This window comes from Lactococcus protaetiae, assembly GCF_006965445.1.
GTDB classification, from domain to species: domain Bacteria; phylum Bacillota; class Bacilli; order Lactobacillales; family Streptococcaceae; genus Lactococcus; species Lactococcus protaetiae.
The window spans coordinates 518943-539285 of sequence record NZ_CP041356.1; the positions used below are offsets into that span (position 1 = coordinate 518943).

Annotated in this window: 16 protein-coding genes and 1 tRNA gene; 10 read left to right on the forward strand and 7 right to left on the reverse strand. The window is 38.0% G+C overall.

Annotation, left to right across the window (positions count from 1 at the left end; genetic code table 11):
* Positions 1–76: 76 nt before the first annotated feature.
* From FLP15_RS02640 to FLP15_RS02690, 10 genes are all read left to right on the forward strand, one after another.
* Positions 77–2011 carry a BglG family transcription antiterminator gene (locus FLP15_RS02640; RefSeq protein ID WP_142765883.1) on the forward strand — a complete coding sequence of 645 codons (1935 nt, stop codon included), beginning with the start codon at positions 77–79 and terminating at the stop codon, positions 2009–2011.
* A 106-nt stretch (positions 2012–2117) separates the two neighbouring features.
* Positions 2118–2549: a PTS mannitol transporter subunit IIA gene (locus FLP15_RS02645; RefSeq protein ID WP_142765884.1), complete on the forward strand. Its 432-nt coding sequence runs from the start codon at positions 2118–2120 to the stop codon at positions 2547–2549.
* A gap of 434 nt (positions 2550–2983) precedes the next feature.
* Positions 2984–4138, forward strand: coding sequence for a mannitol-1-phosphate 5-dehydrogenase (locus FLP15_RS02650; RefSeq protein ID WP_142765885.1), 1155 nt, complete (start codon positions 2984–2986; stop codon positions 4136–4138).
* A gap of 674 nt (positions 4139–4812) precedes the next feature.
* A tRNA-Lys gene (locus FLP15_RS02660) sits at positions 4813–4884 on the forward strand.
* A 154-nt stretch (positions 4885–5038) separates the two neighbouring features.
* Complete coding sequence (gene pnuC / locus FLP15_RS02665; protein WP_142765886.1) at positions 5039–5785, forward strand: nicotinamide riboside transporter PnuC; 747 nt, start codon at positions 5039–5041, stop codon at positions 5783–5785.
* Between the two features lie 146 nt (positions 5786–5931).
* Complete coding sequence (locus tag FLP15_RS02670) at positions 5932–7107, forward strand: pyridoxal phosphate-dependent aminotransferase (RefSeq protein ID WP_142765887.1); 1176 nt, start codon at positions 5932–5934, stop codon at positions 7105–7107.
* 433 nt (positions 7108–7540) lie between these two features.
* On the forward strand, positions 7541–7999 hold the full coding sequence (locus tag FLP15_RS02675; RefSeq protein ID WP_142765888.1) for an HIT family protein: 459 nt from the start codon (positions 7541–7543) through the stop codon (positions 7997–7999).
* Positions 8000–8406: 407 nt separating this feature from the next.
* Positions 8407–9162 (forward strand): DNA repair protein RecO, encoded by a 756-nt coding sequence (gene recO / locus FLP15_RS02680; RefSeq protein ID WP_142767406.1) that lies wholly within the window; start codon positions 8407–8409, stop codon positions 9160–9162.
* A gap of 7 nt (positions 9163–9169) precedes the next feature.
* Positions 9170–10039, forward strand: coding sequence for a helix-turn-helix domain-containing protein (locus tag FLP15_RS02685; protein ID WP_142765889.1), 870 nt, complete (start codon positions 9170–9172; stop codon positions 10037–10039).
* 58 nt (positions 10040–10097) lie between these two features.
* Positions 10098–11657, forward strand: coding sequence for an ATP-binding cassette domain-containing protein (locus tag FLP15_RS02690; protein ID WP_142765890.1), 1560 nt, complete (start codon positions 10098–10100; stop codon positions 11655–11657).
* Between the two features lie 101 nt (positions 11658–11758).
* On the opposite strand, the gene lpdA is transcribed toward FLP15_RS02690, so the two are convergent.
* The 7 genes from lpdA to FLP15_RS02725 form a co-directional block, all read right to left on the reverse strand.
* A complete protein-coding gene (lpdA, locus tag FLP15_RS02695) occupies positions 11759–13177 on the reverse strand; it encodes a dihydrolipoyl dehydrogenase (RefSeq protein WP_142765891.1) in 1419 nt (472 codons plus the stop codon).
* Between the two features lie 449 nt (positions 13178–13626).
* A complete protein-coding gene (locus FLP15_RS02700; protein WP_142765892.1) occupies positions 13627–15222 on the reverse strand; it encodes a 2-oxo acid dehydrogenase subunit E2 in 1596 nt (531 codons plus the stop codon).
* Positions 15215–16195, reverse strand: coding sequence for an alpha-ketoacid dehydrogenase subunit beta (locus tag FLP15_RS02705; RefSeq protein WP_120772791.1), 981 nt, complete (start codon positions 16193–16195; stop codon positions 15215–15217). Before FLP15_RS02705 ends, FLP15_RS02700 begins: the two co-directional genes overlap by 8 nt.
* A gap of 2 nt (positions 16196–16197) precedes the next feature.
* A complete protein-coding gene (locus tag FLP15_RS02710) occupies positions 16198–17322 on the reverse strand; it encodes a thiamine pyrophosphate-dependent dehydrogenase E1 component subunit alpha (RefSeq protein WP_142765893.1) in 1125 nt (374 codons plus the stop codon).
* 82 nt (positions 17323–17404) lie between these two features.
* A complete protein-coding gene (gene lplA / locus FLP15_RS02715) occupies positions 17405–18406 on the reverse strand; it encodes a lipoate--protein ligase (RefSeq protein ID WP_142765894.1) in 1002 nt (333 codons plus the stop codon).
* A gap of 231 nt (positions 18407–18637) precedes the next feature.
* Positions 18638–19405, reverse strand: coding sequence for a glycerophosphodiester phosphodiesterase (locus FLP15_RS02720; RefSeq protein WP_142767407.1), 768 nt, complete (start codon positions 19403–19405; stop codon positions 18638–18640).
* A gap of 282 nt (positions 19406–19687) precedes the next feature.
* Positions 19688–20332 carry an HD domain-containing protein gene (locus tag FLP15_RS02725; protein WP_142765895.1) on the reverse strand — a complete coding sequence of 215 codons (645 nt, stop codon included), beginning with the start codon at positions 20330–20332 and terminating at the stop codon, positions 19688–19690.
* Positions 20333–20343: the final 11 nt, after the last annotated feature.

The window sequence follows — 20343 nt, forward strand, 5'->3', positions numbered from 1 at the left end:
CTTTATCTCCGACCTAAGAGGTCGGAGTATTAGCACGCACTTGTTTTGATAAATATAATGAGGAAGGGGCGCTGTTATGCTTATTACAAGTCGTGAGCAAAAATTAATTCATGAATTTTTAAAAAGTGGAACACTCACGATTTCTGAGATGTTAGAGCTGACGGGAACAAGCCGAAGAACGCTTTATCGTGATTTAGATAAGCTACAGCAATCCTTACCTCAAGGTGTGAGTTTACGGACTTCTGGTGATGGATACTTACTGACAGGAAACCTCAAGTTGCTGACAGAGGCGCGTGAATTAGTCGAATATTCGTCAGTAGAGCGTCTTCATGGTGAATTGATGCTATTGATTGAGGATAGGGCCTCAATTGCCTCCATAACGGAGAGTTTTGGTGTAAGTCAACCAACAGCAACAAGTGATTTGCGTCAGATTGAACAAACTTTGCTTGAGAATGAGCTGATGCTGGAACGTGAGCAAGGGCTGAGCATCAAAGGACGTGAGGAAAATATTAGGTCAGTATTAGTTGCAAGTATCTACAATTCATGTTCAATTCACGATGCAATTTCTGGAAATTTTGCTGAGAATAAGGTTTTAGCTTTCTTGGATTTAGAAAAATTTAGTCAAGCACAAACGGCTTTTGAAGCAATGGATTTACAAGAGTCAATGACAGATAAAGTTCGTGTATTGATGCAATTTTTTTTGACAGCAGTATTGCTAAGACTGGATAAGCAACGATTTGTTGATACTTCTAGCGTTAGACGACCAAGTAAACGTTCTCTTAACTTTGTAAACCAATTGTTGACCAAATTATCTGTAAACAACTTTACAATTGCTGAAATTACTTATTTGGCGGCAGTCTATGATGTACTCTATTTTGGTTTCGGACGTGAAATTCTCTTTATGGAGAAGTTTGATACTGATTTTTCTTATAAAATTAGGCAACTTATTGAGCAAGTTTCGCAACAGCTTGAGATTGAGTTTAGCAAGGATGATAGGTTATATGGCTTGCTTTATGCCCATTTGAAAGAGTCTGATGTGTTGCCTACGCTTTTCTCAGAAAAACAAAATGACTTTGTTAAAAAGATTGAATCTGATAATGAGAAAATTTTTCAAGTTGTGCAAACGGCACTGACACAAGTTTTTGCCAAACGTTTTTCTGAAATGGAATTTGCGTTTGTGACTTTACATTTTGTTGCCACATTGGAGCGAAGCGACCTTGTTTTACCACTCAGAGCTGCACTTGTAAGTAGTCGAGGACGTATTTCTTGTGAATTTTTAATGAGTAGTTTGAGAAAAAACTTTCCATTTTTAAAGAAAATTGACTTGATTCAAAGTTCAACAAAGTTTGATAAAAATCTGTATGATGTCATTTTTACAACGGAAAAAGAACTTGATTATATTTATGTCAGTCGAACATTAGAACAAAAAAATTTGGATGATATTCGACATAAATTACGGACAATTCAGCAAGGTTCAAGAGCTGTCAGTACTGATGAAAATCAAAAGAACTTTATCAATCTCAATCAGATGTTTAGTACAGGGCAGGCTATAGTGACAGACTTCAAAGTGACTCATATCACAAATCTGTCAGTACTGACAGATGTTGTCAATAAAGTTGTCAGCACTGTAAACGAAGATAATCAGAAAGAACTTGCAAAGTTACTGGAAAAAAGATTTGAAGAAACACATTTGGCAATTCCAGATACAAAAATGGCGTTACTTCACGGTGTTCACCCATCAGTTGTTGCTCCTTTATTTAGAATTTTTGACTTAAGTCAAGAAGTTGAAGTCATTGCAATGAATCGAAAACCACTCAAGATTAAGCGTATATTACTTCTACTTGCTCCACCAGAAGTGCCAGATTATGTTGCTTATCTTTTGGGGAAAATTTCAAGTTCAATTATTGAAAATAAACTTTACACAACAATCTACGACTCAGGAAATTACGCTATTGTTAGTGAGCTTTTAAGACAAATTATTACAGAATCAATAAGAAAATATGGAGAATAAGTTTACACTAGTGTAAACATTTAGTAAACTTCATAAATGAAGAAAGGAAGATAAATTCTTTCCTTAGCTTCTTTCATAGCTAAGAAGAAGATTTACACACTAAAAAATGGAAATTCAAAAAAATCTGATTAAACTTAATCAAAATTTTGCAACGAAAGAAGAAGCCATAGAATTTTGTGGTGATCTACTTGTAGCAGGAGGCCATGTCACACCTGATTATATTCCTGCAATGCTCAAGAGAAATGAAGAGTTATCTGTTTACATGGGAAACTTTATTGCAATCCCTCATGGTACAGATGAAGCTAAAAAAGAAGTACTTAAAACGGGGATTTCAATTGTTCAAGTACCGCGTGGTGTAAACTTTGGCACAGAAGAAGAACCAAAAGTAGCTACAGTACTTTTTGGAATTGCTGGTGTAGGCAACGAACATCTTGATTTAATTCAAAAAATTTCAATTTTTTGTGCAGACGTTGACAATGTTGTAAAGCTGGCAGATGCACAAACAGTTGAGGAAGTTGTCGGTTATTTTGCTGATTAACATACTAATTCCCGCGTTGAAATCTATATTACAGATGTCCATTTGCTCTATTTTCGCAACCTCGGATTTGCTACAGTGTTTAAGTTGCGGTGGCAAATGGATAAATCCACAAGTAAAGATGGCTGTAGTCCAGCAAATATAAGAATAAATTTGAAGTGATTACTTCATTGGTGGAGGATTCTTTCTCCCCCACCAATGTTAGTAGAACAAAAGCAGAGCTTAGTGCTGCTAAGTTAAAAATATGACACATTGAACTGTGCCATATTTTTTATTTACACTGAAAATGTAAAAGCTTACAATTGGAAATATAGAGCATCTATAAATTTATTGAAACCCTATCTAGAAACTGAATCAGATGTATTTTACTTCTGTGATCTAATACATCAACGGCTTTGGATATATTTAGTTTCATACTTTAAGGAGAATAAAAGAACATGAAAAAAGCAGTACATTTTGGCGCAGGTAATATTGGTCGCGGATTTATCGGAGAAATTCTTAGTCAAAATGGTTTTGAAATTTCCTTTGTTGACGTGAATGCAACAATTATTGATGAATTGAACGCTCGTCATGAATACACAATTGAACTGGCTAACGAAGAGCATACGACAATTGAAATTTCTGGTGTTAATGGGATTAATAATGGACAAAGCCCTGACGAAGTTGTTGCTGCAATTGCAGAAGCTGATGTTGTCACAACAGCAATCGGTCCGAATATTTTGCCTTTTATTGCTGAACTTTGTGCAAAGGGAATTCAAACACGCCGTATAAATGGAGTTAAGAAACCACTTGATTTTATTGCTTGTGAAAATATGATTGGTGGTTCAGAGTTTTTACTTGAAAAAGTGACACCGTTTTTGACTGATGAAGACAAAGCTTATGTGGCTGAGTTTATTGGATTTCCTAATGCTGCGGTTGATCGTATTGTACCAAATCAAAAGCATGATGATGTTCTTTATGTTGTAGTTGAGCCATTCCATGAATGGGTCATTGATGAAAGTCAGTTGAAAAATACAAGCTTTAAACTTGAAGGAGTGCATTATGCCAATAATCTTGAACCTTTCATTGAACGTAAACTTTTCTCTGTAAACTCAGGTCATGCGACAGTAGCTTATAATGGTGCCTATTATGGTTATAAGACGATTCTTGAGGCTTTACAGCATGAAGAAGTGCTTAATGCTTTGAAAGCTGTTCAAGCGGAAACTCGCGCACTTCTCCTTGCCAAATGGGATTTTAAAGAAGAAGACCTTGTGAAATATCATGAAACTATTATTTCTCGTTTTGGAAATACACAAATTATTGATGAAGTGACTCGTGTTGGACGGACACCGATTCGTAAGTTGGGTTATGATGAACGCTTCATTCGTCCAATCCGTGAACTCAAAAATCGAGGACTCAGTTATGTTGCACATTTAGATGTTGTGGGTAAAATATTTTCCTATATTGATGATAGTGATAGTCAAGCAGTAGAGTTACAATCAATGCTTAAATCTTCTGATTTAGAAGAAGTTATAAAAAAAGTAACGGATTTGACTGATGAAAAGCTTATTTCTGAGATTGAAACAGTAGTCAAAAAATACGCTAAATCATAAAATTACTCAAATTTTCCCTCACGTTGATTGAGGGATTTTTGTTTTTGTAAGCTATAGAAGTTAACCGTTTCCACTTGAAAAATTTAGGTGAAAATGATAATATAGAAACATAGAAAAGCACTGGAATGTGCGAGCTCTTTCATTTTTTTGACCGACTATATTTGTATTGCATAGGGGTTCATGAGACATTCGGTAGCGTAATACCTCGAACGAAAGTAGGGGAAGCTGACTTGAAGCGAGAACACCCACCTGGCGTTTTAGCGGGTTCAATACACGAGGGAGCATACGGCATTCAATCAGTGTTTTTTTGTATATTTAGTTATGTACTTCACTTGCGTAAAAGGTAACTGGAGGAGTTTGGCATGGATTTGATAAAAAAACAACCCACTCAATAAAATTGGTGGGTATGCTCAGGTTATTATACCATTGTAAAAACATACTTTTTCTAAAAAGCTGTTTTTGTTTGGCTATCTCATTCGTATGATAGCGAAATCATGGACAAGATTATCTTACCATATTTATCTAAGAAGGGATTATAACAATTAGTAATAACTTTTGTTAACAGTGAATAAGTAAAAAATGAAAGTTATTGGTTTTGTATAAAAATTCTTGCATTTTTCGGTGAAAAAGCGTACAATAGTGAAGTAAGTTTTGGGCTTACGTATTAAGAAATCGCCTCCTTAGCTCAGTTGGTAGAGCAGTAGACTCTTAATCTATGGGTCGTAGGTTCGAGTCCTACAGGGGCATATAAAATAAAAATAAGTGTCGTTAAGACGCTTGTTTTTATTTTTAGTAAGTATTCTTTTGAATATTGCACTTATAAATTTTCTGTGATATAATTTTTCCAAAAGTTTAATAAATTTTAATTAAGAATTCTTTTAATGAGAATATGGAGAGAATATGAACGTTTTTACTAGGGGATTATCACAAACTTTTTCACCTAAAAATGTGATTCGTGAACTTATCACCTTACGTTTCTTTGACTATATAATGCTTTTAGTGATGCTTGTTGCGCAAGTGGCAGCCTATATTGCAACTGATGCATTTGATTTGATTAGTAATCTGTCGTTGGTCGTTGGGATATTTACGATTCTGAATCTTATTTTGATGAATAGAGGACGATTGACTAATTATCTTTGGGGGACAATTGGAACGATTTTTTGGTGGATTATAGCATTACAAAGTCATTTGATTGGTGATATTTTTAGTCAGACTTTTTATTTGATCATGCAATTTGTAGGGATTTACTTTTGGCAGAAAAATTTGGATGATTTTGAGGGAGGCTCTGGTGAGGTAGCTCCTCGGAAGATAACAGCTAAGATTGCAAGTCTTGCTATTTTAGCCTTTGTAGTGATTTATGGAATTGTTTTGGCTACTTCTCATGGACTTCATGGGCAGCAAATTTTTCTAGATGCAACGCTTTTGCCTCTAGGAATATTGTCTATGATATTAATGACTTATGGCTATCGTTCACAATGGTTGGGATGGATTTTGATTGATTCTATCAATGTTATCATTTGGTTTAATAATTGGAATTCTGGAATACATGGTGGTAGCTCTGCGTTAGGAATGTTCGTTTTGCAGATTACGATGCTATTAAATTGTATCTACGGAACGTATCTTTGGTTTAGCAAGAAACCGGAGTAATGTATATTCTGCATATCATAGAATGGATTAAAGCGCTGTCAGTATACTGACAGCTTTCTTTTCAAATGAAAATTGTCTGAAAAAAGTGTATAATACTGAAAAAGACTTCTGTCAGTGTGCTGACAGGGAAGAGTGAAGGAAGCGTTATGGATTTAACAAATAGATTTAACCCCAATTTAGATAAAATTGCAGTTTCGATGATTCGTCAGTTTGACCAACAAGTTTCTAGTATTCCAGGAATTGTAAAATTAACTTTGGGTGAGCCTGATTTTTATACACCTGAACATGTGAAACAGGCTGGTATTGCGGCGATTACAGCGAATCAGAGCCATTATACTGGAATGGCTGGTTTGCCTGAATTAAGACAAGCCGCTAGTGATTTTATGGATCAAAAGTATGGGTTGACTTTTAGTCCAAACAATGAAATTTTAGTTACAGTTGGGGTTACAGAAGCAATTTCTGCAACTTTACTTTCAATTTTGGTGGCTGGTGATGAGGTATTAATACCTGCGCCGGCGTATCCTGGTTATGAGCCTTTAATTACACTGGCTGGTGGAACTTTGGTTGAAATTGATACCACGACAAATGATTTCGTTTTGACGCCTGAAATGCTTGAATCTGCGCTTGTAGAACATGCTGGAAAAGTAAAAGCAGTTATTTTGAATTATCCTGCAAATCCGACAGGGGTGACCTATACTCAGGAACAAATTCAACAACTTGCAGAGGTGGTCAAACATCATGAAGTCTTTGTCATTGCTGACGAAGTTTATAGTGAACTAAATTATACCGGACAATCTCATGTTTCAATTGCACAATATGCTCCTTCACAAACGATTGTATTGAATGGTTTATCTAAATCTCACGCGATGACAGGATGGCGGATTGGACTGATTTTTGCTCCGTCATTGCTGACAGCGCAAATCATCAAGACTCATCAGTATTTGGTTACATCAGCGAGTACACAATCTCAGTTTGCTGCGATTGAGGCGCTTAAAAATGGGGCAAATGATGCAGAGCCGATGAAAAAAGAATATTTGAAACGTCGTGATTTTATCATTGAGAAGATGAGTAAACTTGGTTTTAAAATCATCAAACCTGATGGTGCGTTTTATATTTTCGCTAAAATTCCTGATGATTTGAATCAAAATTCATTTGAATTTTGTGTTGATTTTGCGCAAAATAAGTCTGTTGCTATTATCCCTGGGATTAGTTTTGGTCAGTATGGTGAAGGGTTTGTAAGGCTTTCTTATGCGGCATCAATGGATGTAATCGAACTTGCGATGTCACGTTTGACAGAGTATGTCACTGATAAACGCAGCTAAAAGACTGTCACTGCACGATTTCGCATTATACTATGACTAGCGACTTTACCTTTTACTCTTGCTGCTTCAGCAAATTGCGATTTGAACTTGCCACTTTATAGGATAGACAGCGGTTTGCGCTAAAGTAGCAATGGATATGCTAGTTGTTTCACCTAGTGGCTGAAATCGGAGACAGAGTAAAACGGAGATAGAGCGAATGCCTCTATCGTTGTCAGCTCTGCTGACTTACGAATAGAGGACAAATGTTCTAGGGATACCCGTGTGTATCGACAACATATCGTAGCAGAGTAATTTCTAAAAGGAATTTTTAGAAATTAGACAGTATTAGAAATATGAGGTCACAGCGGTCTAGAATTCTGGCGTTGACAACGATGCTTACAGCAATTCGTCAGCACTTAGACACTTGGTCAGCATACTGACAGGATGGTAAAAAATGGAATGGTATGAAAATCGGATTTTATCTGCGAAAAATGGTACAAATCCAATGGTAATGGTAGAAATGAAAGCAGGATTTGCTGTATTTGGCGATGTGCAATTTTTGCCAGGTTACTGTGTATTGTTGCCCAAACATGAGATTTTTCAACTGAATGAACTTCCTTTAGTTGAGCGCACACAGTTTCTCTCCGATATGGCTTTACTTGGCGATGCAATTATTGCAGCTTGTAAGCCATTGCGCGTGAATTATGATGTTTTGGGAAATTCTGACCAATTTCTCCATGCGCATATTTTTCCGCGCTACGATTGGGAAGAGCCGAGTCGCCGAGCAAAACCAGTGTGGCTCTATGATGAAGCAAATTGGTATAATGAAGATACAGCTTACCAGCCAGAGATTCATGATGAGCTTCGTAATCGTATAAAAGAAGAGTTAGTAAAATTAATGACAGAAAAATGAATGCTGACAGAATTCTGTCAGTATTTTTTGAGTTCAGTTCAATTAAAAGAAGCGGAAAGCACCAACTTATTTTTCATCATTTCTTGCAAATCATGCTCACGTTTTGGCATAACCAAGTTCGCAGCATCGGAAGCTAGGAGAAAAGAAAAAACGGAACCTGCTCTACGAGTGGATCTACGCGACCTTGTCGCTTCGCTGTCCATGCTCGCTATGGTGCTAAGGCACCTAGTCGCAGTGGCAATCGACTGAAGTCGGAAGTTCAAATCGCAATCCAGCAAAGCTGGCAAGACGAAATGGTAAGAGTAAAAGGCAAAGCACAAAGAGCCAACTGGCATTTCTCTACGCTTCTTGACGGTGTTGCTCATATCTTGCTATAATTAAATAAAAAGTAGTTGAAAGGAGAGATGATGCGGGATGTTGAAACACGTGGACTGATTCTTTATAGTCAAAATTACAAAGAAAAAGATAAGCTTGTAAAAATTTTTACTGAGTCGTTTGGTAAACGAATGTTTTTTATAAAAAACTTTGGTAAATCAAAATATGCAAGTGGATTGCAAAATTTCACTTCATCAGTCCTTGTGGCAACAATCAATGATGAAGGCTTTAGTTTTATTGATGATGTTAGCGAAACGGTGACTTACAAACATATCATTGAGGACATTTTTGTCAATGCTCATGCCTCTTATATCATCAGTCTTGCAGATAGTGCGATTGCTGACAACCACTATGATCCGGCTTTATTTTCTTTTTTGATTCGTGCTTTGGAATTGCTTGATGAAGGTTTTGATATGGAAATTATTACCAATATTTTTGAATTACAGGTGCTTAATCGTTTTGGTGTTTCGCTCAATTTTGCGGAGTGTGCTTTTTGTCACACGACAGCTGGACCTTTTGATTTTTCCTACAAATTTAGTGGTTGCTTGTGTCCGAAACATTTTGATGAAGACTTGAGACGGAGTCATCTTGACCCAAATGTGATCTATCTCTGCAATCTTTTTCAGGAGATTTCTCTCGATGAACTCAAAAAAATCTCTATCAAACCAGAAATGAAACAAAAAATCCGTCAGTTCATTGATGGTCTTTATGATGAGTATGTTGGTATTCACCTCAAAGCAAAGAAATTTTTAGATGGTATGGGAAATTGGGCAGATATTATGAAATGAGGAAGAAATGGCGAGTGAAAATTGGGGAAAAACTTTTCGTGAGCTTCGCGAATTAAGGAACTTTTCTTTATCAAAAGTTGCAGGTCAAGTCATTTCAAAACAACAGCTTTCAAGATTCGAGCTTGGACAATCAGATATCACGCTACAAAATCTTGTGGCGATACTCGAAAATCTTGGTCTTTCTTTTGAAGAATATCTTTCCCATGTGAGAAATTTTGGGATGTTAAAAGAAGATGAATTGTTTGAGCGGATTAATTTTTTAGAAGAAACTGGTGATTGGGAGGCACTCGTAAAATTTTATCAAAATCTCAAAAAACGCTATAAAGATACACAAAAAGAGCAGGATTTGTGGTATGCTCTAGGTGCAAAAGCGGTGCTTGCTTATCACCAGTCGGACTATCAGTTGACTGAAGATGAAGTGTCACAGCTTGCAGACTATCTATTTTCGATTCTTGAATGGGGGAACAAAGAAGTGATGTTGTTCATCTATACTTTCTATTTTTTGTCGGAAAACCTCGTTTACGAATTTGCGTTAGAGCTTTACCACAGGACAAAGTTTTACCAAAGAAATTCGGATAATAAAGCTAAAGTTATCATGGCAATACGCAATAGTACGCAGTACTTTATCGCCAAAGAAGATAAAAAACGAGCGTTCGAGCTACTCAAGATTTATCGGAAGTTAATTGAAAATCCTGTGATTGATGTTTATACACGTAAAGAGTATAAAAGTGTTGAAGGGATGTATTATCTCAAATTAGATGATGAAGTTCGTGGAGCAGAGATTTTAGAGAAACTAGCCGTGATGTATGAAAATTTAGATTATCCAAAGCCTGCAGCTTACCTTCGCAGCATCATTTCAGAAAATCGTCACAAATAAGTGACGATTTTAATTTATCAAAAAATCCATGCTAAAATCATCTCATTGGAGGTATAAGATGATTATTTACATGAAAAAATTTAAAAAGGAGAACTTATTAGCATTTTTGGCCATCACTATGGATGCGTTTTTAACGGTTTTAAGTTCGGTTTTATTGGCAAAATTACTTAATTCGCTAGTTGCGATGAATTTGCGGAAAGTCATGTTTTGGTTGGGAGTTCTTGTATTTGTCTGGTTGCTTGATAGTTTGACTTGTATTGCACGCGATTTTCTTAAGGAGCGTGTATTGCAATTGGAGTTAAATGCCATCCGAGCAGCGATTTTGCAGCCTCTTACTCAGATGAGTTACGTTGAGTTTAATAAAAATAGTACAGAAGATTATAATTCTTGGTTAAACAATGATATGACACTCCTCTATGATAATGGTTTTCAACAAATCTATTTTGCTTATGAAGCTATTGTGATGATGATTTTCTCAGGCATTGCAGTCATCTTGTTCCACTGGATATTACTTGTAACGATGATTTTGGCAGCTTTTATATTGTTCTATTTGCCAAAAATTTTTGAAGCGTTAATCTCAAAAAGCACTATGCAAGTTTCAGAAAGAGCAAATCAAGCGTTGGCAACGTCAACTGATTATTTAAAAGGTTTTAGTATACTGTATCAGAATAACCGTTTGGACTACTTTAAACAAAAAATTATGACAGCGTTTGAGCAACTGAAAAATGTAAAAATAAAATTAACTTTGGTGCAAGCTTACATGATTTATTCACTAGGTTTTGTGGGTCTGATATTTCAAGGAGTGATATTGTTGGTAGCGGCAATTTTGATTATTCATCATCAAATTACCGTTGGTGTCATCTTTTCTGTGGGTAATCTTGCAGGAATTATCACAAATTATTCAAAAAGTGCAGCGAATAATATCATCACATTGAAAGCTACAGCAAGACTAATGGATAAATATCCAAAAATAAATTCTGTCAGTACTGACAGAAAGCTCAAATTTACTGACAGATTATCTGTCCAACATTTGTCAGTAAAATTTGCTCAGCAAGAAATTTCTTATCCAGATTTTACTATTAAAAAAGGTAAAAAATATGCCCTAATAGGCGAGAGCGGCTCAGGAAAATCAACACTTATTCAGCTCTTACTGGGAAATATACAGGACTATCAAGGAGAAATCTCACTAGATGGAGAAAGTTTCCGTCAAATCAATCCTAAGTTATTGCCAAGTATCATCAGCAACATTTCACAATTTCCCTATTTATTCCATGAATCTGTAGAGGAAAACTTGACATTGGGACGTAAAATTTCGCCCACTCAATTTCTGTCAGTACTGACAAGCACTTGTGCTACAGAGCTTGTCAGTGATAAGAGGAATATCAGCTTTGATAATAATTTATCCGGAGGACAGCAAGCAAGGATTTCAATTGCTCGTGAGTTGTTAGCGAATAAACCAATTCTTCTTATGGATGAAAGTACAGCAAATCTTGACAAAACTACAGCGCTTATCGTTGAACGGAATATTTTGCAAAATCCAAATTTAACGGTTATCATGATTACACATCATCTTTACGATGAAACTTGTCAATACTTTGATGAAATTATAACATTATAATTGCACAAAAAATCGCTGACAGAATTTCTGTCAGCGATTCGATTTTTTAATGATTGAAGTGATTGTTTCATTGGTGGCAGAATTAGCACGCACTAGCTAGGTTAAACGTGAATTGGCAATCCATCAGCCAATTCAGCAGTATCCATGATTGCTTCACCAAGAGTTGGGTGAGGTTGGATAGTGAGTGAAATGTCTTTAGAAGTCAGTCCATTCTCAATAGCAAGAGAAAGACCAGAAATCAAGTCAGATGCACCAGGACCAACAATTTGAGCACCAATAATGGCTCCTTCTTTAGTTTCAGTAATCAAACGTAAGAAACCTGTGGTATCATTCATAGAAATCGCACGACCATTTGCAGCAAATGGGAATTTTGAAATCTTGACATCTTTACGCTCTTTAACAGAATCAGGTGTTTCACCAACTGTGGCAAGCTCAGTTGTAGTATAAGCTACGGCTGGCAAAGCAACGTGCAAATCCACATCATCTTCGGCTCCTGCAATTGCAGCAGCAGCAACTTTAGCTTGGAATGAGGCTTTGTGGGCAAGCATAGGTCCAGGAACCACATCGCCAATAGCATAGATATGAGGAACATTTGTAGCGTAAGAGTCGTCAACTTCAATCAAACCGCGGTCAGTCAATTTTACATCAGTGTTATTCAATCCAATCAAGTCTGTGTTTGGACGACGACCAACAGAAACCAGCAAGTAGTCACCAGTAACCGTTTGTTCTTTACCATCAACTTCAAAAGTCAAAGTTACATCTTTGTCTGTTTGAACAGCAGATTTTGCCATTGCTGATGTAAAGATTTCAGAACCAGCAGACTTCACGCGATTTGCGATGATGTCAGACATCTCTTTATCAAAACCGTTTAAGATATGGTCAAGTCCTTCAACAATCGTGATTTTAGAGCCGAGCATCCGATAAGCACCACCAAGCTCAGATCCGATAACACCACCACCAACAATAATCAGATGTTTAGGTACTTCAGGAAGTGAGAGCGCACCAGTAGAGTCAATAATACGACCACCAAATGGGAAAGGAGGAATTTCAATAGGACGTGAACCTGTAGCGATAATCACATCGTTAAACTGTAAGAGTTGGAAACCATCTTCTTGTTCAACATTAATTGTATTATTGTCTACAAATTCAGCAGTTCCTTTGATAACGTCAATTTTGTGTTTTTTCAACAACATTTTAACGCCACCAGTTAATTGATTAACAACTTTTTCGTCTTTCCACTTTTGCGCAGCAGACCAGTCAAGTTCAACATTTTTAACTGAAAGTCCAAAAGGATTTTCACCTTTTTGTTCTTCCAAAGACTCTTGATAGTGGTGACCCACATTAATCAAGGCTTTTGATGGAATACATCCAATGTTCAAACAAACCCCACCAACATTATCTTTCTCAATAATTGTAACTTTTTTGCCTAATTCAGCAGCACGAATGGCAGCAACATAACCACCAGGGCCTGAACCAATAACAACCAAATCAACTTCTGTTGCTTGTGCACCAACAACCATTTTTATTCTCCTTTGAATATATTTTGTATACTGATCAAAAACTGTCAATATACAAAATTCAATCTCTGTCATTACTGACAGACGATGAAGTCAAGACTTATTCAGTGGAAATTTCATAAAACATTTGTCCATTTTTTCTAGTCGCTATCTTCACTACGCTACGCTGTCCGTTTGCTTAGCTGCTAAAGCAGCAAGAGCAAAAGGCAATGCGACTGATAAAAGGGCAACTCACCACTGAATTTAGGGTATAACCTCACATCTTCGATATGAGGTCACCCTGTCCCAGAAGCCTAAGTGCTTTAGCACTTAGGCCCTAGGGCAGTCGGACGAAAGTCGAGAAGCATAGTGCTGCTTTATCCCCTACCTAAGAGGTAAGGGAGATAGCACGCACTTGCTTTGATAAAATATAATTTACAACTTTGTCAAAATAGCGAAAGTTGTAACTCCAATTAGATTTCCATCAGCATGAACTCAGGATCAGCCAAAAGTGACTTCAAGTAGTTCAATGAAGTTTGACCCAACATACCATCAATCAAACGGTGGTCATAAGTCATTGACAACTTCATGTTTTGACCAACTACAATTTCACCTTCAGCGTTCACGATAGGTTCTTTAACAATTGAACCAAGTCCTAAGATGACCACATCAGAACCGTTGATAATTGGTGTAAACCAACTTCCGCGAGCAGAACCGATGTTAGAAATCGTAATCGTAGAACCTTGCATTTGTGCAGGTTTCAATGAACCATCACGAGTTGCTGCTGCCAATTCTGCGATTTCTTTGGCGATTTCAAGAATTGATTTGTTTTCAGCTTCATGGATGACTGGTACGTACAAGCCCGTAGGTGCGTTGACCGCAATACCTACATTGACATGTTCATGGTAAACAATTTCTTGTTTTTCGTAGTCCACAGAAGCATTGATGTCTGGGAATTTATGGGCTGTCGTAGCAAGCGCTTTTGCAACATAAGCAAGATAAGTGAGTTTGATATCTTGTTTTGCGGCAATATCTTTAAATCCAGCACGATGTTTCACGAGTTTTGAAACTTCAACTTGGTCAAAGTTTGTAACAGGTGGAATATGAGTATGTTGCGCAGTCATGACTTTAGAGACAACTTTACGTGTTGGATTCATCGCAACACGTTCGTCTGTCGCCCCCGCTTTAACAGCAGGAGCTTTAGGTGCATCTGCTTTAGGTGTGCTAGGCGCAGCAGCAGCTTCTGGAGTGCTAGGTGTTGTGCTAGGCGCTGCAAGAGGAGCAACTTTACCAGATTCAAAAGCTTTGACATCAGCAAGTGTTGTATGACCGTGACGACCAGTAGCAGGTACAAGTGTTAAATCAATACCAGCTTTACGCGCATAATGACGTACAGATGGCATAGCGAGGACACGACCAGCAGAAGTTGTTTTAGTTAAAGGTGCATTGCCAGCGGAAGCAGCAACTGCAGAAGCAGCTTCAACAGCAACAGGAGCAGGGCTTGATGTTGGTGTAGCTGGAGTGGCAGAAGAGCCATTTCCGTTGTACTCGATTAAAGGAGCACCAACTTCAACAGTCGTCCCTGCTTCAACAAAAAGTTTAGTGACAGTGCCAGAGTAAGGTGATAAAATTTCTTGCATGAGTTTATCATTTTGTACTTCAGCAACTGGATCATCTTCTTTGATTACATCTCCAACTTTAACCAACCAATTAGCGATATCACCTTCGTGCATTCCTTCACCTATGTCAGGCATAGTGAAGATTTGAACATCACCAGCAGGAGCTTCAGCTACAGCTGGCGCAGGAGTAGTTTCTGTTGCTCCACCAGTTCCATCACCGTCAAATTCAACCAAAGGGGCATCAACTTCAACAGTTGTCCCTGCTTCAACAAAAAGTTTAGTGACAGTGCCAGAGTAAGGAGACAAGATTTCTTGCATGAGTTTATCGTTTTGTACTTCAGCGATTGGATCATCTTCTTTGACCACATCTCCGACTTTAACCAGCCAGTTAGCGATGTCGCCTTCGTGCATTCCTTCACCAATATCAGGCATTTTAAAAATCTCAGTCATAATCAACCACCTCTTTAACTTTATTCACAATATCTTCTGCTTTAACCGCCCAATCATTTTCAGCTTGAGCAAATGGGAAGATTGAGTCTGGGCCAGTGACACGACCAATAGGTGCTTTGAGGCTCAAAACAAAACGTTCTGAAATTTCAGCCATAACATTTGCCGCAATACCAGCAGTACGTTGGGCTTCCTGAACGACTACGACACGACCGGTCTTTTCAACAGTTTTACCGATAGAAGCGATGTCAAGAGGAGCAACAGTGCGCAGGTCAAGGACTTCTGCCTTGATTCCTTCTTTTTCAAGCTGTTCAGCAGCTTTGAGTGCAAGTGGTACAGTACCACCATAGGCGATGATAGAAACATCAGAACCTTCTTTAGCTACAGCAGCTTGGTCAAGTGGTGTTGTATAATAGCCCTCAGGCACTTCACCTTTGAGTGAGCGATAGAGGTGGAGATTTTCAAGAAAAATGACAGGGTCATTGTTTTCGATAGACGCTAAAAGTAAACCTTTAGCATCAGCGGGATTTGATGGCATTACAACACGAAGCCCAGGAATTTGTGAAAACAAACCTTCAATTGAGTCAGCGTGCATTTCAGGTGTCTTAGTTCCGATACCATAAGGTGTACGAACAACGATATTGTTTGAACGTGTGTTGTTGAAACGATAACGTGTACGACTCATTTGACCTGCGATAGAGTCAAATACTTCAAAGATAAATGTTCCGAATTGAATTTCCATGATGGGATGGAATCCTTGAGTTGCAAGACCAATCGCCATACCACCAATTCCTGATTCAGCAAGCGGAGTATTGAAGACACGGTCTTCACCATATTTCTTTTGGAGTCCATCTGTTGCACGGAATACCCCACCATTTTCTCCGACATCTTCACCAAAAACTAGAGTGTCTTTGTCTTTTTCAAGCGCAAGGTCAAGCGCTTCTGTAATTGCTGCAATATAAGTTTTCACTGCCATTCTTATTTGCCCTCGCTTTCAAATTTTTCAATTTGCTCAAGCATTGCTTGGCTAGGTACTTCAAGTGTGTTTTTGATGAAGCTAGAGATTTTTTGTTTTTCAACATTATTTGCTTTTTTGATATCAGCATCAATGCGAGCGTCAAGTTCAGCAATATAAGCTTCCTCTTTTGCAGTATCCCAAAGTCCTTTGTCCGTCAAGAATTTACGCATACGAACAAGAGGTTCTTTCTTCCACCAAGCATCAATATCTTCTTTTGTACGATAGCGAAGCGGATCATCACCAGCAGTTGAGTGTGGTTCAAGACGATTTGTGATTGTTTCAATAACTACGGGACCATTACCAGCGACGGCCCAAGCGCGTGCGTCTTTTGAAGCGAGGTACATTGCGATAGCATCCATACCATCAACAACAATAGATGGCGCACCAGCAGCCCATCCTTTTGCAGCCAAATGTGGTGCAGCAGTTTGAAGACTACGAGGAGTTGAAATCGCAAAACCATTATTTTGAATGAAGGCAACAAGTGGGGCTTTGTAAGCTCCAGCAAAGTTGATTCCTTCATAAGTATCGCCTTGTGAAGAACCACCATCACCTGTATAAACAAAAGCTACGGCATCTTTTTTACGTTTTTTGAGTCCAAGAGCAACACCAGCGGCTTGAACGTATTGAGCGCCAATGATGATTTGTGGGAACCATGAATTGACTGGTTTTCCATCATCAGTAGTGTATTCATTACCGAGTTGGTGTCCACGTGACCAAAGGAGCCCTTTCCAGATTGGCCAACCTTTTGAGTAGATTTGTGGGAGGTCGCGATATCCTGGGAAAAGCCAGTCTTCATCTGTGAAGGCAAAGGCTGAGGCCATTTGTGAAGCTTCTTGACCTGCATGGGGACCAAAAAATCCCATACGTCCTTGTTTTGCGAGTTTCATTGAACGGATGTCTACTTGACGCGCAAAAAGCATACTCTTGAAGAGTTCGACAAGTTTTTCATCGGATAATTCTGCACGTTTAAGTCCATCTTCATCAACGATTTTTCCTTCTTCGTTGAGGATTTGCAACATTGGGAATGCAGTATCTTGCAATTCGAGTTGCGTTTTGAAATCTAAGATTTGTTTACTGTTTGACATTATAGATTTCCTTTCTATTTCCTATTTAGAAATTTAGCATTTTTCTTGGAGTTTTTCTTGAATAAAGCTTGTGAATTAGGCATTATTCAGCTAAGTCATTGGCTTTAAACATTTGAGCGAGTTCATTGTTTTCAATTGTTCCGAAATATTGTCCTTCTTTGTTGGAAGTGAGAACTTCGTGGACGGCTTCAGGAGTGAATTCGATGCCGATAAACTGCTCTTTAATATCACGCCAGTCACGAACGCCGAGGAAATCACCGAGAAAATTGATTTCTGTGATTTTTCCGTGCTCTACATTGACTTGGACATCGATGCTACCACCTGTAAATTTAGCATGGTTACTAAATGCGAATTTTGGTGACTCACCATAATTCCAATCCCAAGTGGAGAATTGATGATCACGCCAATCTTTGATACCTGTGAGTTGTTCTTCGGTCAGGAGAAGTTCATTGTCTTTTCCTTCGTCAGTGAGGTAGTATTTTAAGGCTTCGATGAAACTATCTAATGTCAATTCCTCAGGAGCATAATCTTTGATGTTACCAACGCGAGCGCGGACAGATTTTGCTGCTTTGCTGACAAACTTTTCATCAGAAACGTTGAGTGAGCGAATCATGGCTTCAACATCGGTATCCCAGAGTAGTGTTCCGTGATGCATGAGGTAGCCACCAGCGTATCGCTGAGCATTACCTGATATTTTCTTACCTTCGACTTCGAGGTCGTTACGACCTGTGATTTGAGCATTGATGCCAACAGCATGAAGTGCATCATACATGGGCTGGACAAATTGTTTAAAGTTGACAGATGCCGAACTTTCAACGGGGACAAAAAATGTGAAGCAGATATTTCCCTCATCGTGATATACTGCACCACCTCCGGATACACGACGAACGACTTGGACATCGTGATTGTCGATATAGTCTTGATTGACCTCGGCAAAAGTATTCTGGTTGCGACCTACAATAACTGCACGTTTGTTTTGCCATAATGAAAAAACAGGCTCAGTTGGTTTTAAATTGTAGAGTAGCCAGCTGTCCATAGCGATGTTGGTGTAAGCGTCTTGACCTAGATAGTTGATAAATTGCATGTTTATGCATCCTTCCCAAATCATTGTGTTGCCTTTGTCAAAGTTATTTGACAAATTTACACACACAGCTTAATTATACCCCTTGTGAAAGGAAATGTAAAGAAAAATGGATTGCGCTTACAATTAGTGTTAATATTCACTTTGTTTCTGTGAATTTTGTGAAAGACTTATCATTACTGTTTAATAAAAAACAGCCTAATACTATTTTCCTAATCATTGCAAGGCAGTAGATTAGCGAGTATAGTCTGGCTGTTTTTGAATTTGATTACGGATACGAATAGCTTGCTCAGGATAGTCTGTGATAATACCAGCAACATTTTCATGAAAAGCTTGTCGCATTTCGGATTCACTATTTACTGTCCAAAGTCTGACAGGTTTGTTGGACAATGCTGTAAGGACAGGATGTTTGAATGCGTAGGATTTACGAGGGTGAATACTAGTAATAAAATCTGTCAGTAACCCATTTTCAATCTTTTTAAGTCGATTATTGGTGAGATAACTTAATTCTACATCAGGCTCAATTTCGCTGAGAATTTTTAGAGAGTCAATATTGAAAGAGCTATACAAATGGGTAAAAGGCCACTGCTGGCTTTTCATCAGCACTGACAGCTTTTTTTCAATATCTGGATAGTGATATTTGTCAGTCTTGATTTCGATATTCAAGCTTCCTGTGAAGTGTAAATCTGTCAGTAATGACAGGACTTCCGAAAGGATTGGTATTTTTTCTCCACGGAAATCTTCTTTGAACCAAGATCCAGCATCAAACCTTTTGAGCTCGGCAACAGTCATTTTGCGCACAAGTCCTTTACCTGTCGTTGTCCGATCAATTTTTTCATCATGAATGACAATAAGTTCACCATCATTAGAAAGATGCACATCAAGTTCAATCCCATCGGAATGAACACGGACTGCTTCACGAAATGAAGCAAGCGTATTTTCGGGGCGATTGCATTTGGAACCACGATGAGCAAAGACAAAAGTTTGAACTTCATGATTCATCTGTTGATTGCGACTCAGCCATTTTTCTGATTTGCCGAATTTTCGCTTGTCAAGCGTGCGTAATGTTTTATTGATAAGGTTGGATAAACCGATAACCACGTGTGTTCTCCTTTCATTTAAGGTGTGAAAGCTATCCAATTTGAAATCATAAAGTCAAGACTGAATTCAAAGCAAGTGCGTGCTTTGATAAAAATAGGAAATTACAGATTCAGATATTCACACGAACACTAATTTATCTGTTTTTCATTCTCAATAACATAAGATTTTACTGACAGAAAGCTGTCAGTGACTTTCGTTATATTCCTGCTCTATTGCTTTGACAAAATCATGCATGATTTGATTTCGTTTTTTGCCTATATTTTTTGCCTCATCTGTATTGAGTAAATCTTCAAGCAAAAAAAGTTTTTCATAAAAATGATTAAGCGTGGTTCCCTCTTTTTGATGATAATCGGCCTTTGTCAGTACGCTGACAGGTTTATCAGAAGGGTCATAAAGTGCGCGACCACGTGCCCAACCGTACTCTAGCGTGCGAGCAATGCCCCAAGCGCCCATAGCATCGAGTCTGTCAGCATCCTGTACAATCTGCCCATTGATATCTAAGGATTTCCGACTTTCGATATTTGACGAAAAGCTCATATTGTCAATGATAAAGAAAATCTGCTTGTTGATAATACTGTCAGTACTGACAGTATTTAAAAATTTACTGACAAAAATTTTCTGCTGTTCTACACGATCTGTCAACTTTTCGTCATAGGTATCATGCAAGTAACAAGCAGCCAGCACAAGCTCACGATTTGCTGACGGTTCTGTCAGTAAAATTTTATTTGCTAAAGCTACCACGCGCTCAATATGGTCAAAACCATGACCATCATTATTTTCCATATGAATTTTTTTAGCAAATTCTGCAATTTTTTCTAAGTCAATCATTGGTAATCCTT